This window comes from Streptomyces sp. NPDC001933 (assembly GCF_042890955.1).
Taxonomy (GTDB): domain Bacteria; phylum Actinomycetota; class Actinomycetes; order Streptomycetales; family Streptomycetaceae; genus Streptomyces.
This window is the reverse complement of record NZ_JBIASS010000004.1, coordinates 547,765-565,275: the sequence shown is the minus strand read 5'-3', so window position 1 is coordinate 565,275 and position 17,511 is coordinate 547,765. Positions and strand designations below refer to the sequence as shown.

General features: G+C 68.1%; 13 protein-coding genes and 1 pseudogene. 4 read left to right on the top strand and 10 right to left on the bottom strand.

The window, feature by feature from the left end:
- Positions 1-257 precede the first annotated feature (257 nt).
- From ACFYY7_RS13510 to ACFYY7_RS13500, 3 genes are all read left to right on the top strand, one after another.
- Positions 258-1,463, top strand: a complete 1,206-nt coding sequence (locus tag ACFYY7_RS13510) for an NADH:flavin oxidoreductase (protein ID WP_388660997.1) — start codon at positions 258-260, stop codon at positions 1,461-1,463.
- A gap of 24 nt (positions 1,464-1,487) precedes the next feature.
- Entirely contained in the window at positions 1,488-1,778 is a 291-nt protein-coding gene (locus ACFYY7_RS13505) for a VOC family protein (RefSeq protein ID WP_388661129.1), read from the top strand.
- Positions 1,779-1,910: 132 nt separating this feature from the next.
- A complete protein-coding gene (locus ACFYY7_RS13500) occupies positions 1,911-2,708 on the top strand; it encodes an MBL fold metallo-hydrolase (protein ID WP_388660994.1) in 798 nt (265 codons plus the stop codon).
- Here ACFYY7_RS13500 and ACFYY7_RS13495 read toward each other — a convergent pair.
- The 5 genes and pseudogenes from ACFYY7_RS13495 to ACFYY7_RS13475 form a co-directional block, all read right to left on the bottom strand.
- Positions 2,590-3,267: pseudogene (locus ACFYY7_RS13495) on the bottom strand (aldo/keto reductase); the annotation flags it as partial. The gene ACFYY7_RS13500 and the pseudogene ACFYY7_RS13495 sit on opposite strands and share 119 nt — an antisense overlap.
- Positions 3,268-3,602: 335 nt before the next feature.
- Positions 3,603-4,139, bottom strand: coding sequence for a GNAT family N-acetyltransferase (locus ACFYY7_RS13490; protein WP_388661126.1), 537 nt, complete (start codon positions 4,137-4,139; stop codon positions 3,603-3,605).
- A 236-nt stretch (positions 4,140-4,375) separates the two neighbouring features.
- Positions 4,376-4,939, bottom strand: a complete 564-nt coding sequence (locus ACFYY7_RS13485) for an isochorismatase family protein (RefSeq protein WP_388660991.1) — start codon at positions 4,937-4,939, stop codon at positions 4,376-4,378.
- Between the two features lie 1,345 nt (positions 4,940-6,284).
- On the bottom strand, positions 6,285-8,258 hold the full coding sequence (locus ACFYY7_RS13480) for a protein kinase (RefSeq protein ID WP_388660988.1): 1,974 nt from the start codon (positions 8,256-8,258) through the stop codon (positions 6,285-6,287).
- Positions 8,259-8,433: 175 nt separating this feature from the next.
- Positions 8,434-8,850, bottom strand: coding sequence for a contact-dependent growth inhibition system immunity protein (locus tag ACFYY7_RS13475; protein WP_388660985.1), 417 nt, complete (start codon positions 8,848-8,850; stop codon positions 8,434-8,436).
- Positions 8,851-9,415: 565 nt separating this feature from the next.
- Between ACFYY7_RS13475 and ACFYY7_RS13470 the strand changes: the two genes are divergently transcribed.
- Positions 9,416-10,948 (top strand): MFS transporter, encoded by a 1,533-nt coding sequence (locus ACFYY7_RS13470; protein ID WP_388660982.1) that lies wholly within the window; start codon positions 9,416-9,418, stop codon positions 10,946-10,948.
- Between the two features lie 288 nt (positions 10,949-11,236).
- Here ACFYY7_RS13470 and ACFYY7_RS13465 read toward each other — a convergent pair whose 3' ends face one another.
- The 5 genes from ACFYY7_RS13465 to ACFYY7_RS13445 all read right to left on the bottom strand — a co-directional run bounded on the left by ACFYY7_RS13465 (position 11,237) and on the right by ACFYY7_RS13445 (position 17,396).
- Entirely contained in the window at positions 11,237-12,868 is a 1,632-nt protein-coding gene (locus tag ACFYY7_RS13465; protein ID WP_388660979.1) for a beta-N-acetylhexosaminidase, read from the bottom strand.
- A gap of 8 nt (positions 12,869-12,876) precedes the next feature.
- On the bottom strand, positions 12,877-13,731 hold the full coding sequence (locus ACFYY7_RS13460) for a carbohydrate ABC transporter permease (RefSeq protein ID WP_388660977.1): 855 nt from the start codon (positions 13,729-13,731) through the stop codon (positions 12,877-12,879).
- A gap of 2 nt (positions 13,732-13,733) precedes the next feature.
- Positions 13,734-14,753 (bottom strand): carbohydrate ABC transporter permease, encoded by a 1,020-nt coding sequence (locus ACFYY7_RS13455; RefSeq protein ID WP_388660975.1) that lies wholly within the window; start codon positions 14,751-14,753, stop codon positions 13,734-13,736.
- Entirely contained in the window at positions 14,740-16,077 is a 1,338-nt protein-coding gene (locus ACFYY7_RS13450; protein WP_388660972.1) for an extracellular solute-binding protein, read from the bottom strand. Before ACFYY7_RS13450 ends, ACFYY7_RS13455 begins: the two co-directional genes overlap by 14 nt.
- A gap of 131 nt (positions 16,078-16,208) precedes the next feature.
- Positions 16,209-17,396 carry an ROK family protein gene (locus ACFYY7_RS13445; RefSeq protein ID WP_388660969.1) on the bottom strand — a complete coding sequence of 396 codons (1,188 nt, stop codon included), beginning with the start codon at positions 17,394-17,396 and terminating at the stop codon, positions 16,209-16,211.
- Positions 17,397-17,511 lie beyond the last annotated feature (115 nt).

Genomic DNA, 17,511 nt, shown 5'->3' with positions numbered 1-17,511 from the left:
TGATGCTCCAAGGCAGAACGCGGTCATCCGTTCGTTCGAACTGCGAGCGCACCGAAGGGTAAGTGCGCATTTTCGACACGCGATTGAAAGTACAGGGAGACTGTGCTGTCCTGCAGGACGCGACTGCCCGGAGCGGCACGGACAGCCATACCCTTCGGCAGCCCGAGCCCCGACCGACTCGAACTGATATGCCGTCACTGCGCTGCTCATGTGGGATCCGTTCCGTCATCCGCGAGCGCGGAAAGGATGTCTGACTAATGGTCACATCGGCGCCTCGTGATGTCCCCGATGTCCTCGCCCCGGCAAAGCTTGGCCCGCTGACTCTGCGCAACCGCATTGTCAAAGCAGCAACCTTCGAGGGTGCCACTCCGAAAGCGCTGGTCACCGACCAGCTGATCGAGTACCACCGCAGACCCGCAGCCGGCGGGGTGGGTATGACCACCGTCGCCTATCTGGCGGTGGCCCCGGAGGGCCGAACCGAGCGTCACCAGATCTGGATGCGCCCCGAAGCCGGCCCCGGCCTGCGCCGCCTGACAGATGCCGTACATGCCGAAGGCGCTGCGGTGTCGGCCCAGATCGGCCACGCCGGGCCGGTCGCCGACGCCGTGTCCAACCGCAGCCCGGCGCTCGGCCCAACCCGCCGGCTCAATCCCCTCAGCATGAGGACGACCAAGGCCGCCACCGAGGCCGACATCTCCCGGATCATCAGGGCGCACGGCGAGGCTGCGGAGATCGCCGTCGCTTCCGGCTTCGACGCCGTGGAGATCCATCTCGGGCACAACTACTTCGCAAGCGCGTTCCTCAGCCCCAAGCTCAACCGGCGCCGGGACCGGTTCGGCGGCAGCCTCGCCAACCGGGCCGCGGTCGCGCGCGGGGCCGCCCGCGCGGTGCGCGACGCGGCCGGCGACCGGATTGCCGTCGTCGCCAAGCTGAACATGGACGACGGTGTCCCCGGCGGCATCTGGCTGGACGAGAGTCTGCAGCTCGCTCGGTGGCTCCAGGACGACGGCACGATCGACGCGTTGGAGCTCACCGCCGGCAGCTCCCTGCTCAATCCGATGTACCTCTTCCGTGGCGAAGCCCCACTGCGCCAGTTCGCCGCCGCCTTCCCGCAGCCGCAGCGGCTCGGCGTGCAGGCCCTCGGCAGGCGCTTCCTGATCGAGTACCCCTATCAGGAGGCGTACCTGCTGGAGTCGGCCCGACAATTCCGCGCAGCACTGGACCTTCCGCTGATCCTGCTCGGCGGCATCGCCGACCTCGCCACCGCACGGCAGGCCATGTCCGAAGGCTTCGACTTTGTGGCCATGGGCCGTGCCCTGCTGCGCGAGCCCGACCTGGTCAACCGCTACACGGCCGGAACCAGCAACACATCCCTGTGCGTCCACTGCAACCGCTGCATGCCCACCATCTACAGCGGCACCCGCTGCGTGCTCGTGGACCCGGAACCTGTTCCCCGGCGTTGACGTGGGCACTCCGCAGGCGGCTGTCTGGAGAACGATGACCAGCAGCCAACAGCCTCCCGGTCGTCGGCAACGCTCCACACCGATGATGGGTTCGTCCTGGCCTTCCAGCGCGCGGAAGACTATCGGCCGCCTCGGTGGCCCGACTCCGCTCATCCCCAGCAGTTCCATCTTGACCTGGCGGTCGAGGACCTGGACCGAGCCCAGGAGGGCGTCCTCCATCGGGGCGGGACGCTGCTCGACGAGGGTGACGGAAAGCGGAGTTGGCGCATCTTCGCGGATCCGGCAGGACACCCGCTCTGTCTCGTCCGGGACTGACAACGGATCGAGCGGTGCGGCCATCGGTGAGCGTCATCGTGAGTTGTGTGCACTGTCGATGAGACGGCGAGCGCAGGCCCGGCATGGATGGCCTGCCAGTAGCTACGGATCAAGGTTCTATAGACTCCACGGGTGGCCAGCGATCTTCTCCATCTCACCGTCCTGGGGTCCGCGACGCCGTATGCGAGCGTGGACAACCCGTGTTCCGGCTACCTGGTTTCCAGCGGCAGCACCCGGGTCTGGGTGGATGCGGGCAGCGGAACACTGGCACAGCTTCAGCACCATGCCCGTCTCGACGAGCTGGACGCGATCTGGATCTCGCACCTTCATGCCGATCACAGCGCGGACCTGCTGACCGCCTACTACGCGGCGCTCTTCGCGGACATTCAACTCGCCGCGCCGATTCCCCTGTACGGGCCGCCGGGCATCGCCGACCGGCTGGCCGGCTTCCTCACCAACACCGCAACGCGCAGCCCCGTCGAATCCGCCTTCGCCGTCCATGAGCTGTATGACGGCCACCGGGCGCAGATCGGCGCACTCACGCTGACCAGCCGGGCAGTGGAGCACGGCATCCCGGCCTTCGCCGTACGCATCGACGCCGAGGACCACTCACTGGTCTATTCCGGCGACACCGCGCCATGTGTGAACCTCACACAACTGGCCCAAGGGTGCGATGTGTTGCTGTGCGAGGCCGAAAGCGCCCAGGTGCCGACCGATGGTGACCATGTGCACCACACGCCCGAGGACACCGGAAACACGGCGAGCGGCGCCGGAGCCGGCCGGTTGATCGTCACCCACGTCGGTCGTTTCCTCACCCCGCAGCAGGCGGTCGCCCGCGCCTCGGCCCGCTTCGCCGGTCCCGTCGACTACGCAGCGCCCGGCGCAAGTTTCTCCATCGGTACGGCAGGTGCTGCCGGGCCCGGAAACTGAGGGGATCCGGCAGGACTGGCCACCCGCACCGGCCAGGAGTCCGGACGAGGGTGCACACGACCGTGCGACGCCCCCTCGTCGGGTGCCGTCGTCGAGAAGCCGAAACCGCTGAGGTGGCGACGTACACCCATACCAGTCGGATCTGCGCCGCGCTCACTCCGCGGGCGCCGGCGATGGCGTGCAGCGTGCTGTGGTCGTTCTCGGTCGCACCGGCACTACGACCGGTGCCGGCGATCGAGTAGAACGGCACGAACGCGACGCCCTGTTCCCCGCAGGTGCGGAGGAACTGTTCCTGTTCGGCTGATGCCCCGATGCCGTGCATGTCCTGGACGCAGACCACTGGGGCGATGGACTGGGCCTCGGCGAGTTGGTGGGGGCGGATGTTGGACAGGCCCAGATGGCGGATGAGCCCCGCGTCACGCAGGTCGGCCGGCGCGCCGAACCGCTCGGCGATCGAATCGGTTCCCGCGATGCTCAGATTCACCACATCCATGTGGTCACGGCCGAGTTGGCGCAGGGTCTCCTCGACCTGTCCACGCAGCAGGCGAGGGGTGGCGTGCCCTCGCAAGATCCAGGCGAGGCCGACGGCGCACCAAGCTCCCGCTGTTCCGGTCCTGCCTTCTGCTGAAGGCCGTCACAACTGTCCGGGGCGCGCATCAGGGCGACAAGATCCTCAGATGGATCGTGCGTCGGCCGGTCAGCCAGTCGATCGGTCGGCGCAGCACGCGGAGATCATCAGGATCAGCCACCGGGTCTGCCGGAGATTGCGCTCGCGGACCGCCTCAACGGCCGCTTCCCGATCGGGCGGTGGTGGGAGCTCGGGTGTTTGGAACCCTCTGCACAAGGTGCTTGCGTGGCGCCTGCGTCGGAGAGGTGGGCGCTGGCTGGTACGTGTCAACTTGGCTGTCCGGTGAGCTGCTTGATCAGGAAGCGGCCGGGGTCGGCAACCTCGTGGCGCACGCCGTCGTCGTCGAGGTAGTGATAGCGGTCGAGGTATCGGCAGCCGGTTTCCTGGTACCCGAGTCGGAGGTAGAGCGAGGCTGCACGGTGGTTCTGGTCGTCCACGCCCAAGCCGATCTGCTGGTAGCCGTTGCGCCGGACCCGGGATTCCGCGGCACGGACGATGGCGGTCCCGATGCCCTGTGATCTCCGATGCGGTGGCCAGACTCCAAGACCGTTCAACTCCGGGCATTCCGGAAAGCGTTCGTGGACTTCGGCTGCTTTGCACCCGCGCCACAGAATCTGTGCCGTCCCGACGGGGGTTCCATCGGACCAGGCGACCAGGAAGGTGCCTCCAGTGATTACTTGTTCGGCCCAGTCAGCTTCTTGTCTCGCACGGGCCCGTACTCGTCGAGCGCGGGGCTCTGGTCCTAGGGGGGCATACTGCGCAGGTCGACGCCTCCGCGAGCCGTGCTCCGGACACGGTGACATCTGCCTTTCCTCTCCCCCGGGGACCACAGCAACTGGCGCTCCCATGCCCGGCACCGGGCGAGATCTACGGGGCAAGGCTTGAGGGGGCCTGCGTCTTCGCGCCCCCCGGGCCACCACCCAAGAAGCCGACACCCCCACACCGCTGCCTGTCCCCGGCTGACCGGCCACGCCCATCGCGCCCGTACGCAACACCACGCTGCCCCGGGCGAGAACAAGGGTCTCTGATCCGCGACGGCTCAGCCTGCGTCCGCGGTGAACGTCACCTCCGCTGTATCGACAGTCCCCGCGCGGCGTCCGGGTGCGCTCTGCCACTGCCAATACAGATTAGTGTGCGCAATCACCTGGCCCGGGGCCGGAGCGCCGTACTCCGTGAGGTCCTGCGTCGTATGTGCGTCGCCGACCAGTGTCACGTCGTACCCGCGGACGAAGGCCCCGTGAAGCGTAGAGCGGATGCACGCGTCGCTCTGGGCCCCCGTCACGACCAGCCGGCCCACCCCGCGCTCGGCGAGCAGCGCCTCCAAGGCGGTTTCCTCGAAAGAGTCGCCGTAGAGCTTGTGGATGAGAGGCTCCGCATCCCGGCGGACCAGTTCCGGCACGTACTGCCAGGGCTCGCTGTCTCGCTTGAGATCGTCGTCGGAATGCTGCACCCAGATGACGGGCACGCCCTCGACACGTGCTTTGCCCACCAGGGTGTTGATGTTCGCGATCACACCCTCGCGCTCATGGGCGCCTGCCACCACCCCGTTCTGGACGTCGATGACGAGCAGCGCAGTATTCGGCCGATCGGACAGAGTCGTCAAGGGAACTCCTGTTCATTGTCTTGATCACCATGGATCCGCTGTCGTCCCTACAGTAGGCCGGGCCACTGACAGGAGCACGGGCCAGACAGGACGGGACAGGACCCACTGGATCTCCAGCATCTCGCTCACGCCAGCAGGACTCGCTCCCGGAGAAGGCGGAAGCCTGCACCGCCGAACATCTGTGCTTGAACCTTGATCCGGTCGACGTGACTTTTGAACCGGGCAGCGTGATCCGCTGCTTCCTCCTTCGGTCGAACCGCCATGCTGACGACACCCGCGTACAGAGGTCGTGGCCCGATCCGACGTGCCCTGACCTGCGACTACCCGAACGGAAGGTCCTCAGCCCGCGGCCCTGGCCCTGGCCCTGGCCTTGGCCTTGCGCCTTGATGAGCGGGGCTTCGCGCGTCAACTCCCGTTACCCGACGCCGTAGTACAGCCCACGCGCCTGGGTATGTTCGGGCGCACCCAAGCAGGCGACCGTCATATGTGTGGCCCCGGCCGCCCGTGCCAGATGCATCCCAGTCGTCGGGTGGCCTGTCAGGTAATTGCGATCGTCACGCTGGAACCTGCCGACGTGGCCGAGGAGGTACGTCGCGGCTCGACCACCGCGGCGGTACTGCGATGCGTGAAGCCGTCGGACAGCCGCCCCCGCCCATCGTCAACTCCCGTGAAACCTATGGCGACGGGGTCGCTGTCGACGTTCGCTGACACATCGTCATCGTCTTCGTGGATGTCGGATGAGGTAGGCCCGAAAGTCGCCGCCATGAGCGCGATCCGTACCTCCTGCCATCAGCGGAGGTTGCCAGTGAGCCAGGCCAGGAGTCGCGGCTTGTCCTCGCATCCTCGGGGCAGATCGGCTGCCAAGTAGTTGCTGTAGCGCACGGGCTTCATCGGAGCCTCGCACTGCGGGAGCCTGACGGGTTGTCCCAGGTACCAACCGGATGCGAATACCGCAGCCAGGACGGCGGCGGCTCTCACGCGGCGCGGGGTGGTCCATGCAAGTCTCGGTATGGGCATGGCCGGCGAGTTTACCGGCCGTTCGACAGGAGGTTCGGTAGAGGAAGGTGAAGTCGCCTGAGGCCGAAGGCGGTTCTGACCGGTTCGGCTCGGTGCGGTGCTGCCAGCGCGTAGCGCGGTGAGTCGGGAGCGGGCGGTCTTCTCGCTGATGCCGAGTCCTTGGGCGGTCGTGTCCCGGACGGGGCCGCAGAAGGCGATTGGAACACGGCTGCGGGTATGGCCTGTTCTGTGAGGGGGCCCAGCGTCGTGACGGGGCGGAGCAGCCAGGGGCCGACGTTTCGTCGGCCTGATCGCCCAGGCCAATGTCGCCCTGCCCTGTCGTCCGCCCTCAGGCCCCGGTGCGAGTGAAGACATAGGGGGCGCCGCGCCGGGTGAGAATCCGCAGGCGGTCCTTCCCGGCGGGGCGGATGTCGAAGGTGTCGTGGCCGTGGCAGATACCCATGTCCGGCTGGGTGGGAACCTTCACGGCGGCGAAGAGCCTGTCCCGAGCGACCACGGTGACGACAGCCGTCACACCGCACCAGCGGCTGCCCTCGCCTGCCGAGAACTCGATCTCCGCTCCCGGCTTGAGGTGACGGATGTCGAGACTCATCGGCGGGTTGGTGTCCGGGGTCGTCCATGACCCCACATACGTCTGCAGAACTTCTTCGCTCGGATGTGCTGAGGCATCCTTGCGCAGAAGGGCTTTGATGTTTCCGGCTCGCCACTCCAACGCTTCGCCCTTGAGCGTGAGCGTCTGAGTTTCCGGTGAGCAGGAGGACCCCTGGTCCAGGTCGGTCGCGTCCAGATCCTGATGTGTCACGACCGTGTGCCGGCCCTCGACAACCATGGCTGGGATCTGTCCCATACAGACCCGCTCCGGGTACTGCAGGACGAAGTTCGCACTGTTCCTCGTCCCCGTGTCCCTCTTGTCGATCGTGAAACTGACGAACTGGATGCCTCCCTCCTCCGTGCCGTCCGTCACTTCGCCCGACCAGGTCCCCGCGAAACTGGAGGTGTTGTCGGCGGAAGGCGTCGCCGACGTCCTCCGCAGCGGCGTACCATCGCCGTCCCCTGCCGTGCCCTCTTCTCTCAGCATCGGAGCGAGCACGACCCCCGCGCCGGTGAGGACGAGCAACCCTGCGGCGAGCGCAAGCCCCCGCCGCAGCCGATTCGGTCTCCGAGGGTGCAGTGCCGCCTCCCCCGGCATCGTCCTGTCCTGCGGCGCCGAATCCAGCTCCGGGGCGAGGGAAGGCTCCGGGTCGGGGGAAGGCTCCAGGGTCGGCTTCGGCTCGGGAGTCGGCTCCGGACTTGGTATCGACTCCGCTTCCGGTTCCCTTCCCGGCTCGGATTCCCCCTTCGCTTCGGGCTCCGCCTCCGGTTGCAGCATCGACGCTGACGTGACCACCCGTCCGGGGGCGTCCTGGTCCAGGAGACGGCCCGCCTGGGAGCCGAGCCTGGCGAGGAGTTCTGCGGGCAGCCAGGCCGGACGGGCAGCCAGGGACCAGGGCTCGGTACGGGCGGCGATCTCATCCGTTGCGGGCCTGTTCCGAGGGTCCTTGTCCAGGCAGTCCCGTACCAGTTCGGCCAACGGGGGCTGCAGGCCGGTCAGGTCCGCCTCCTCCTCGGCGATGCGGAACATCAGTGCGTGCGCCCCACGGTCCAGGGCACCGAACGGGGTCCGGCCGGTGGCTGCGTAGTGGAGGACCGTCCCCAGACAGAAGACGTCCGAGGCCGGGGCGACCCGCGGTTCACCGCGGACCTGCTCCGGCGACATGAAGCCGGGTGATCCGATCACAGCGCCGGTCCTGGTGAGGAACCCGTCGACCGGGGTCACCAAGGCACGCGCGATACCGAAGTCGATGACGCGCGGTCCGTCGACGGTGAGCAGGACGTTGGACGGCTTCAGATCGCGGTGGACCAGGCCTGCGCCGTGGATATCGCCGAGTGCCCGGGCGAGCCCGTTGGCAAGGGCGAGCACCGATGCCAGTGGCAGCGGCCCGTGCTCCCCCGACACCACGGCGTGCAGGTCGGGGCCCGGAATGTATCCGGTCGCGACCCAGGGCACCGGGCCCTCGATGTCTGCGTCGAGGACGGGTGCGGTCCAGGCCCCTCCGACCTTGCGCGCGGACTCGACTTCCTGAGCGAACCGCCGCCGGAACTCAGGGTTGTGCACAAAACCGTCGTGTACAACCTTGACCGCCACGGTACGGCCGCCCTCGGAACGGGCCAGGTATACCCGCCCCATGCCACCGGCCCCGAGACGACCGATGAGCAGGTACGGCCCGATGTGTGACGGGTCCTCAGGCGATAGCGTGTACACGGGATGACGGTAGGGCACTCTTGATCGAAAGTCAGCCGTTCGGCCGGACAGCCGACTGACACCGTGTTTCTCCGCGGCCGGGTCACTGCCCCACCGAACGATTTTCCTCCGGGACACGCAAGGCTTCATCCGTGAGCAACTCCGTGAGCGCCGGAGCCACGACTGCGTCCGGGAGCTATTCGGGCCGCGCGAGGAAGCGGGCAAGCTCCTCGGCTCCGCCGCGGGGCAGGTCAGCGACCGCGGTCTCCGGCAACGTAGTGATCACGGCGCGCAGCCTCGCGTTCAGGTCTGGCAGCGGGGCCCAGGCTGAAGCAGGGGCGCTGACAGCGGCGAGCAGCAGGTCGCCCTCGTAGAAGGAGGCGTCAAGCAGCGGCTCCTCGAGCAGCAAGCACACTGCGAGTGGAAGGACGTAGGGCAGTGCCACCTGCTGTGAGATGAGGATGCGCAGGTCCGCCGGCCCGAGTTCTTCCAGGCGCACACGCCGCAACTCATGGACTCTGCGTACCAAGCGGGTCGCGTCAGCGGCAGGGGGCGTCCAGCAAGGTGGGTCCAGTTCGTCAAGTATGCGGTCCAGGTGCAGCAGACGGTCCATGGGGTCCATTCTCACACCAGAACGGGCAGGGAATCTTCGACTCGGGTCACTGGGAAGTTCCTTTCCGATCAACTGTTGTGGGGCGGATGTGTCCTCCATATATGTGCCCCGCACCAGGACGGCCCGGCCGGGATGGCCCGCCACAGTCCACCGGGCCGGTTCCACGCCCGGTCCCTGTACACGTCCCGGAAGCACGGGCAGCCGCCCGGGCGGGTGGCGGCCCGCCGAGGTGCGCGCAGTGGGGCGGTGACGACGCAATGGGCAGTTCGGTCCTGACGCCCTGCGGGTCTTGCCCGGGGTGGCATCACCCTCTCCCGAAACCTGAGCAGGCGGTACGGGCACTCCGTGATCCACATCGACGGGCAGCGCAGGCGGCGCTTTCGACGTGGTCGCACGCGTGACCACACCTGCAGCCACACCTGTAACCGCACTCGCAGCCGTGGCCGTGGCCTCCTACTCGCATGCGGACGTCGAGCATCGTCCTGATTGCCCGAACAGAAAAGGCAATGATACATTGATGTCTCATTTAAGACTCAAACGTCTTACTCAACCTCCTGGAGTCTCAATGTCCCGCCCCGCCGTGGCCCCGGTCGCAGACCGTGTGCACGCGCGCCGCTGGGTCGTCCTGGCAATCCTCTCCGGCAGCCTGCTGCTGATCGCCATGGACACCACGATCCTCAACGTCGCTTTCCCGTCACTGGTCGCCGATCTTCAGCCTGGCGCCGTGGAGCAGTTGTGGATCATCGATGTGTACGCCCTCGCCCTGTCCGGACTGCTGGTGACCGCCGGCGCGCTGGGCGACCGGTGGGGCCACAAGCGGCTCCTGCTGGTCGGCTTCGCGCTGTTCGCCGCGGCCTCGCTGGGCGCGGTGGCCGCCACTGAGGCATGGCACGTGATCGCCGCCCGCGCGCTGCTCGGTGTCGGGGGTGCCGCGATCATGCCGACCACGCTGTCGATCCTGCGGCACGTCTTCACCGACGCCCGCGAGCGGGCGCTCGCGTACGCGGTGTGGGCGGCAGTCATGGGAGGCGGCATGGCGCTGGGCCCGGTCGTGGGAGGTCTCCTGGTCGAGGACTACGGCTGGCAGTCGGCCTTCCTGCTCAACATCCCCATCGCGCTCACCGTCATCGCCCTCGGCGCCTGGCTGCTGCCCGAATCGTTCGCACCGCGCGCCGGGCGCTGGGACTGGACCGGCGTCGCCCAGTCCATCGTCGGCATGCTGGCCCTTGCCGCCGGTATCAAGCAGCTCGGCAAGAACGGGCTCACCACGCCCCTGCCCTGGCTGATGCTGGCGATCGCCGCCTTCGTCCTGACGCTGTTCGTGCGCCGTCAGTTGCGACTGGCGCACCCTCTGCTGCATGTGCGCCTGTTCACCAGCCGTGCCTTCAGCGTCTCGGCCACGGTCCTCTTCCTGGGCATGGTCGCGCTCGGTGCGGTGTTGTTCCTGCTCACCCAGTGGTTCCAGTACGCGCAGGGCTACTCGCCCCTCCAGGCGGGGCTGCGGGTGCTGCCCGCGCCGCTGGCCCTGGTGGTCACCTCCCTGTTCGCCCCGGTTCTCATGCGCGCCCTTCCGATCCGCCATGTCATAACGGCCGGCCTGGTCCTGATGGCCGCGGGGCTGGTCCTGCCCTGGCTGGCGCAGGACGGTGACGACCACGTGGGCTACCCCGTCATGGCGGCTGCCCTCGCACTGATCGGTTTCGGCGCCGGGCTCGCCACGACGGTGGCTTCGGTCACCCTGATGGCCGCCACTCCCAACGAGCACGTCAGCGGTGCGGCCGCGATCGAGGAGACCTGCTACGAACTCGGCGCCGCCCTCGGCGTGGCGTCCCTCGGCTCCCTGGCCGGGGCCCTGTACCGAAGCAGCCTGCCCGCCTACGCGCCGGCCGCGGCACACAACTCGGTCGGTGAGGGAGCCCACGCCGCCCAGGAGCTCGGCGGCGCCCACGGCGCCTCGCTCCTGGACCAGGTCGCCCGCGCCTTCACCCACGGCATGACCCCGGCCTTCGCCGTCGGGGCCGCCCTGGCACTGGTCGCCGCCGCTGCGGTCTGGGCCTGGATCCCGCGAGGCATCCGGCCCACCGAGAACGCCCACTGACCGGTCCGTGACCGCCTGCACCGGCCGCCGACAGGGGCACGTGCCGGCTACCGGCCGCCGTCAGGTGCAGGCATTCCTGCACCTGACGGCGGCCGTCGGACAGGACCCGACATATGCGTCCTCACCTGGAAGGTACCTCCGCCAGGGGTGGGCAAAGGACCTCAGCAATCCTTGTTCTCACTGGTCAGGGACAACTCTCCTCGGTTCTGGTCAGCATCACCCACTGAACAGCCCGCCTCGCGACAGCACGCGACCAGGGCTTGATCGCGACCAGGAACTCGATCGTGGCTATGACTTGATGTCGGCCACGAGCTCGTCGATGAAAGCCTCCCGCTCGGCGGGCGTCGACGGTCGTCCCTCGATGCCCGGACGGGTCTGCCACGGCAGCGGACCGGTCTCGCGGCGGTACTCGACACCGACGGCGTCCAGACGGGCCAGATGACGGTCCAGACGGCCGCGGAACTCCTCGTACCTGCGGTCACCCGTGGTCCACAGCGCCTCGGCGACGGCGCACAGGCGGGGGAACGCGAAGTAGTCGACGGTCCGTGGTGAGTCCATGTGCTCGGTCCAGATGTTGGCCTGGCCGCCCAGGACATGCGCGCGCTCCATGTCCGTCAGCTCGGGCGGCACCGGGTCGAATCCGTACGCCGTTTCCACCGTTACGGGCACGGCAACGGGGATCGGCTCGTCGGGCCGGTCGGACTGCCGGTAGTCGAGATACACCTGGTCGTCCGGGCAGGCGATCACCTGCAGGCCCCTGCGCGCCGCGGTGACGGCGCCGGTCATGCCGCGCCACGAGGCGACGACGGTTCCAGCCGGGACCTCGTCCTCCAGCAGGTCGTCCCAGCCGAGGAGCCGTCGCCCGCGCGAGGTGACGTGCGAGCCGAGTTGCCGCACGAACCAGGACCGCAGCTCGCTCTCGTGGCTCAGCCCGCGTTCGCGCATCAATTCCTGGCTGCGCGCGTCCTCGCTCCACTCGGTCGTGGGGCACTCGTCGCCGCCCACGCCGATGACCGGGCCGGGGAAGAGATCCATGATCTCGTCGAGGACGTCGCGGAAGAAGTCGACGGTCGGCTCCTCGGTGTTGAGAACGCGGGGGTTGACGCCCCACCGCGTCCATACCTCCGACTGCCCACCACCGACTCCGAGTTCGGGATAGGCCGCGATCGCGGCCTGGGAGTGCCCGGGCACGTCGACCTCCGGCACGACGGTGATGTGACGCTGTGCCCCGTAGCCGACGATCTCGCGGATGTCGTCCTGGGTGTAGAAGCCGCCGTGCGGCCGCCCGTCCCCGGGGGCGTCGGGGGACGCGCCGAGCGGGGACTCGCGCCGCCACGCGCCGACCTCCGTGAGTTTCGGGTGGCGCAGAATCTCCACCCGCCAGCCCTGGTCGTCGGTGAGGTGCAGATGCAGTGTGTTGAGACGGTGCATGGCCATCAGGTCGAGGAAGCGCAGCACGTCGTGCTTGGGCATGAAGTGCCGTGCCACGTCCAGCATCGTGCCGCGCCAGGCGAACCGCGGCGCGTCCTCGATGCGTACGGCGGGCATCGCCCACCGCACCCCGGTCACCTCGGAGCGGCGGTGGATCTCGGCGGGCAGCGACTGGAGCAGGCTCTGGCATCCGTAGAAGGCGCCGGCACGGTCGCCTCCTTCGATGACGACACCGTCGGAGGTCGCCCGGAGCCGGTACGCCTCCGGACCCAGGCACTCGCCCAGCCTCAGGTCGATCACGCTTCGCGTCTCGGACCGGAGAGGCGGAGGGGACGAGAGCGGCAGGTCCAGGCCGGTGGAGGGCCGCAGGACCGACTGCAGCCAGCGGGCCGTGGAGCGCAGCTCCGGTGCGGCGGTGATCGCGGTCGAAGCGTCGAGGACGAACTCGCCGTTGTCGATGTGCACTGATGCGGGGCGAGGGAGGAGCATCGAGCGAGTCATCCTTTCACTGCTCCGGCCGACATGCCGGAGACCAACTTGCGCTGAATGAGGAGGAAGAACACGACCACCGGGAAGGAGAAGATGACCGAACCGGCCATCTGCGCGCTGTAGTCGGTTCCGCTGGCGGGGTTGGTGAAGGATGCCAGCCACACCGGCAGGGTGTACTGGCTCCGGTCCTTCATGAACGTGTAGGCGATCAGGTAGTCGTTCCAGGCGGCAATGAACGCGAAGATGCTCGACGCGATCACGCCCGGCAGCACCAGCGGGAAGAGGATCTTCCAGAGCACTTGCCAGGTCGAGGCTCCGTCCAGGCGGGCGGCTTCCTCCACCTCGACGGGAATGGCCGCGAAGAATCCCCGCATCACCCAGATCGAGAAGGGAAGTGCCAGAGCGAGGTAGGCGAGTATCAGGCCCGTGTAGGTACCCAGCAGCCCGGCCTCGTTGAAGACCAGGAAGGTGGGGATGAGCAGGGCTGTCCCCGGCAGCATCTGCGCAACGAGGATCGCGACCATGACGGTGCGTCGGCCGCGGAACCGGAACCGCGAGACTGCGGCTGCCGCGAACATGCCGAGCACAACGGCGACAAGCACTGTTCCGCCGACCACGAGCAGGCTGTTCCACAGGTTCGTCCAGAACCCCGTCCGGTTGAGCGCGACGTCGAAGTTGTGCAGGGTGGGCGAGCCCGGCCAGAACTGCGGCGTCGCAGTCATCGCCTCGGAGCGGGGCTTGAGCGCGGTGTTGACCATCCAGTAGACCGGGAACAGCCATACGAGACAGAACACGATGGCCAGGCTGTTGCTGAGCAGCCGGCCCCGGGCTGCGATGGAGCGGGCGCTGCGTGTGCGGAGCATGGTCACAGGTCCTCCCCGGAGCGCAGCAGGCGTCGGATGTACAGGGCGGTGACGGCGAGCAGCATGATGGTCGTGACGACGGACAGTGCCGCGCCCTGGCCGACGCGGAAGGCCACGAAGGCTGTCTGGTAGGCAAAGACCCCCAGCGTGGTTGTCGCCGAGTCGGGCCCTCCGGCCGAGACGAGCCAGATCTGGTTGAAGACGTTGAAGTCCCAGATCACCGACATCAGGGTCACCAGTGTCAGTGTCGGCCGGAGGAACGGGAGGGTGACCGACCACCACAGACGCCACTCGCCGGCCCCGTCGAGCCGGGCTGCCTCCTGCAGCTCGGACGGCATCTGGCTCAGCGCCGCGTAAAGGGTGAGCGCGATGAACGGGACGGCCTGCCAGACGATGAGCAGCCAGATGGACAGATAGGCCAGGGGCGCGCTGTTGGACCAGTCGGTGTTGGTCATGTCGCCGAACAGGCCGGTCTGGGTGAGCAGCCAGTTGACCACGCCGTACCCGGGCTGGAAGAGCCACTTCCACACGAGGGAGGAGGCTACCGTCGGCATCGCCCAGGCGAGGATGAGGACGATGGTGACGGTCATACGCATGGCCGTCCCCAGCCGGGTGAGGAGCTGGGCGACGCCGGCTCCCACGGCCATGCTTCCCGCCACCATCGCGGCGGTGAACACAACGGTCCGGGTCAGGGCGTCCCAGAACTCCGACTGCGACAGGAGGTCGGTGTACTGCCGGGTGCCGACGAAGTCGAACGCGCCGGTGAACAGGGAGCGTTGGTCGTAGTCGGTGAACGACGCGTAGACGAGGAAGGCGATCGGCGCGACGGTGACGGCCAGCATCACCAGCCCGGCGGGGGTCAGCAGCCACCATGCCACCCACGGGCCGCGGTGCCGTGCGGAGGCGGTACGTTCTCCGGCACCGCCGGGGCGCCGCGGCCGGGCATCGGCCGCGCGCCCGGGCCTGGACGGTGGGAAGGCCGCCTTCGGGTTGCCGCGCACGGTCTGCTCAGTGCTGGGCATTGAGGACCTTGCCCACTGTCTCGTCGAAGGTGTCGGCCGCCTGCTTCGCGTTACTGGTCCCGGAGGCGATGGAGGAGAACACCTTGTCGATGTCCTTGTTTCCCTCCACTGCCGCCCAGTCGGCGGCGGCCGGGGTGGCCTTGGACCGCAGGGCCGCGTCGAAGAACCCCCGGAACAGAGGTTCGGCCTCGCTGCTGGCAGCCTTGACCGCCCCCGCGCTGTTCGGGATCCAGCCGTCGTTGCCGGCGATCCACTGCTTCTGCACGTCCGGCGCGGTGGCGATCTTCACCCATTGCAGCGCGAGGTCCGAGTTGGCGCTCTTGGCAGCGATGCCCCAGTCGGATCCGCCGAGCATCACGGGCTGGGACTTGCCGGACCTGCCCGGGAACGGGAAGGTCCCGAGGTCGGATTCCCTGAAGGCGGGGTTGGCCTTCTTGATCAGGGCGATCGTGGCGTTGGTCGCGCTCATCGCCGATGCCTTGCCGTCCGCGAAGACCCGGGTCTGGTCGGGGTTGAGCGTGTCGATGGTGCGGGTGGACGGCGCGGAGAACTCGTTCTGGAACTGCTTGTACTCGTTCAGCCCGCGCTGCGCCGCTTCGGTGCCGAGCGTCCCCTTCCAGGTGGAGCCCTGCTTCGCCGCGATGCCGCCGCCCGCGTCCCACACGAACTGCACACCGGTGTGCCAGTACCGGCCCGGCAGGTAGAAGGGTGAGAAGTCGGGGGCGGGGTTGTCGGCGCGGATCTTGCGCAGGGCGCTGGTCAGTTCATCGAAGGTGGTGGGGACGGTCTTCACGCCGGCCTCGGCCCAGATCTTCTTGTTGTAGATCACAGCGCGGGCTCCGGCGAACGAGGGCACTGCGTACAGCCGTCCGTCCACCGTGGCGGGCTCTTCAAGGCCGGCCAGCCAGGACTGGCCCTGCCTGAGGTCCTTGGTGTACGGGGTGAGGTCCATCAGCCCTCCGCTGGCGGCGAAGCTCGCCACCTGCGTGTTGCCTATGTCGATGACGTCCGGCGGGGTCGACGTCGCTAGTGCGGTGGTGATCTTGGTGGTGATGCCCTCCCAGTTCTGGACCTCCACCTTCGCCTTGGCGCTCGTCTGCTCGGTGAACCGGTCGTTCATCGCCTTGAGCGTGGCGTCGGAGTAGTCACCATCCATCACCCACACGGTCAGGGTCTTTCCCTCACCCTTGACGACGGGGACCGCCCGGGGCTTCGAGTCGCCGCCCGAGTCCCTGCCCGCCGACCCCGAACAGGCACTCGCACCGAGGGCCGCGGTGAGGGTGACGGCAACGACTGCGCTGTACCGCATGCCTTTACGTGTCATGGAAACTCCTGGTGAAAAGGGGGACTTGGAGGAAGGAGCTCGGGGAAGAGCGGGTTCCGAGAAGAGCGGGTTCCAAGAAGAGGAAGAGGAAGAGGAGCGGGGCCGGCAGCGGCCGGGCACGGGCTCGTGCCTCACCACACACCCAGCTCGCCGGAGAGGACGATGCTGGCCCCGCCGAGCAGGATCAGGTCCGAGTCACCGGCGAACGACCGCATGGTCAGTGACGCACTGATGGGCGCGTATGTACGTGCCCGGATCACCGCGGCCGCGGCGTCGAGGAAGGAGCCCTCGACAAGGTCGGGCGGGCCCAGCAGGGCGATCTCGTTGAGGTTGAGCACACTGCTGATCGGGGCGAGGACGGAGCCCAGTGCCCGGCCCGCGTCGGCGAGTACGGCGTCGTGTTCGGACGGGTCACGGCCGGCCAGGCGCATGCGCAGTTCGGCCGCGTCGATCAGTGGCTCCAGGCATCCGCGATGTCCGCAGATACACGGATCGCCGTCCTCGTCGACCGTTACGTGCCCGATCTCGCCGGCGGCGAACTGCTCGCCCTCGACAAGTTCACCGCCCACGATCAGGCCCGCGCCCACACCGTGCTCGATCGTGATGACCATGAGGTTCTGCGTCTTGGCGTTCCGGAAGTGCAGCACGGCCAGGGCGGCGATGTTCACGTCGTTGCCGACATAGGCCGGCGCACCGAACCGTTCGGCGAGCTGTGCGGCGAGCGGCAGTTCGCTCCAGCCCAGATGGGCTGCGTGATGAATGACTCCGGCGTCGCCGACGATGCCGGGCGAGCCGACCCCGATGCCGAGTATGCGCCGCGGTGCGAGGTCCACCAGTTCGCCGACAAGCTGAAATACCAGTTCGATGGCAGGTTCGCCGAGGATGTCTCCGTACCGCACACGGGCACGCTGGACCACATCACCGCGCAGGTTGAGGACCGCGCCGCTGAAGTACTCGCTGCCCGACAGGTCCACGGTGAGAATGTGGGCGGCGTCGTCGTCGATCCGCATCACACTTGCCGGCTTGCCCAGCCGGCTGTCCTTGCGGGGACCGGTGTCGACGACGAGCCCGTCTCCCTCCAGTTCGGCGATGAGCGCGGACACCGTGGGGGCGGTGAGCCCCAGGGTCCGTGCGATCTCCGATCTGCTCATCGCGCCCTGGTGGTACAGCGTCGCCAGAACCAGCGCGCGGTTGTGGATCCTGCTGTCCAGCGTGCTCGCCTTGGTCCGCTCGGGCGGCCGCCGACGGGCGGACACCCGCGCCAGACCGCGTTCGGCACGGCGACGGGGGTCGGTCGGCGGCAGGAACGGATCGGCCACAGAGTCCCCTCCGGGTAAGTAAAGTCCCTTTAATTAAAGGACTTTGGATATGTTGAGGGCGAGGGGCCACGACGTCAAGGGGGCCGCACGATCAAAATCCGCATCACCCATTTCG

What these genes read in the sequence shown, in the direction of transcription:
- ACFYY7_RS13510 (WP_388660997.1), top strand. Translation starts at nt 258, where the DNA reads ATGGTCACATCGGCGCCTCGTGATGTCCCCGATGTCCTCGCCCCGGCA.
- ACFYY7_RS13490 (WP_388661126.1), bottom strand. Translation starts at nt 4,139, where the DNA reads ATGTCACCGTGTCCGGAGCACGGCTCGCGGAGGCGTCGACCTGCGCAG.
- ACFYY7_RS13475 (WP_388660985.1), bottom strand. Translation starts at nt 8,850, where the DNA reads ATGGACCGTCTGCTGCACCTGGACCGCATACTTGACGAACTGGACCCA.
- ACFYY7_RS13470 (WP_388660982.1), top strand. Translation starts at nt 9,416, where the DNA reads ATGTCCCGCCCCGCCGTGGCCCCGGTCGCAGACCGTGTGCACGCGCGC.
- ACFYY7_RS13465 (WP_388660979.1), bottom strand. Translation starts at nt 12,868, where the DNA reads ATGCTCCTCCCTCGCCCCGCATCAGTGCACATCGACAACGGCGAGTTC.
- ACFYY7_RS13460 (WP_388660977.1), bottom strand. Translation starts at nt 13,731, where the DNA reads ATGCTCCGCACACGCAGCGCCCGCTCCATCGCAGCCCGGGGCCGGCTG.
- ACFYY7_RS13455 (WP_388660975.1), bottom strand. Translation starts at nt 14,753, where the DNA reads ATGCCCAGCACTGAGCAGACCGTGCGCGGCAACCCGAAGGCGGCCTTC.
- ACFYY7_RS13450 (WP_388660972.1), bottom strand. Translation starts at nt 16,077, where the DNA reads ATGACACGTAAAGGCATGCGGTACAGCGCAGTCGTTGCCGTCACCCTC.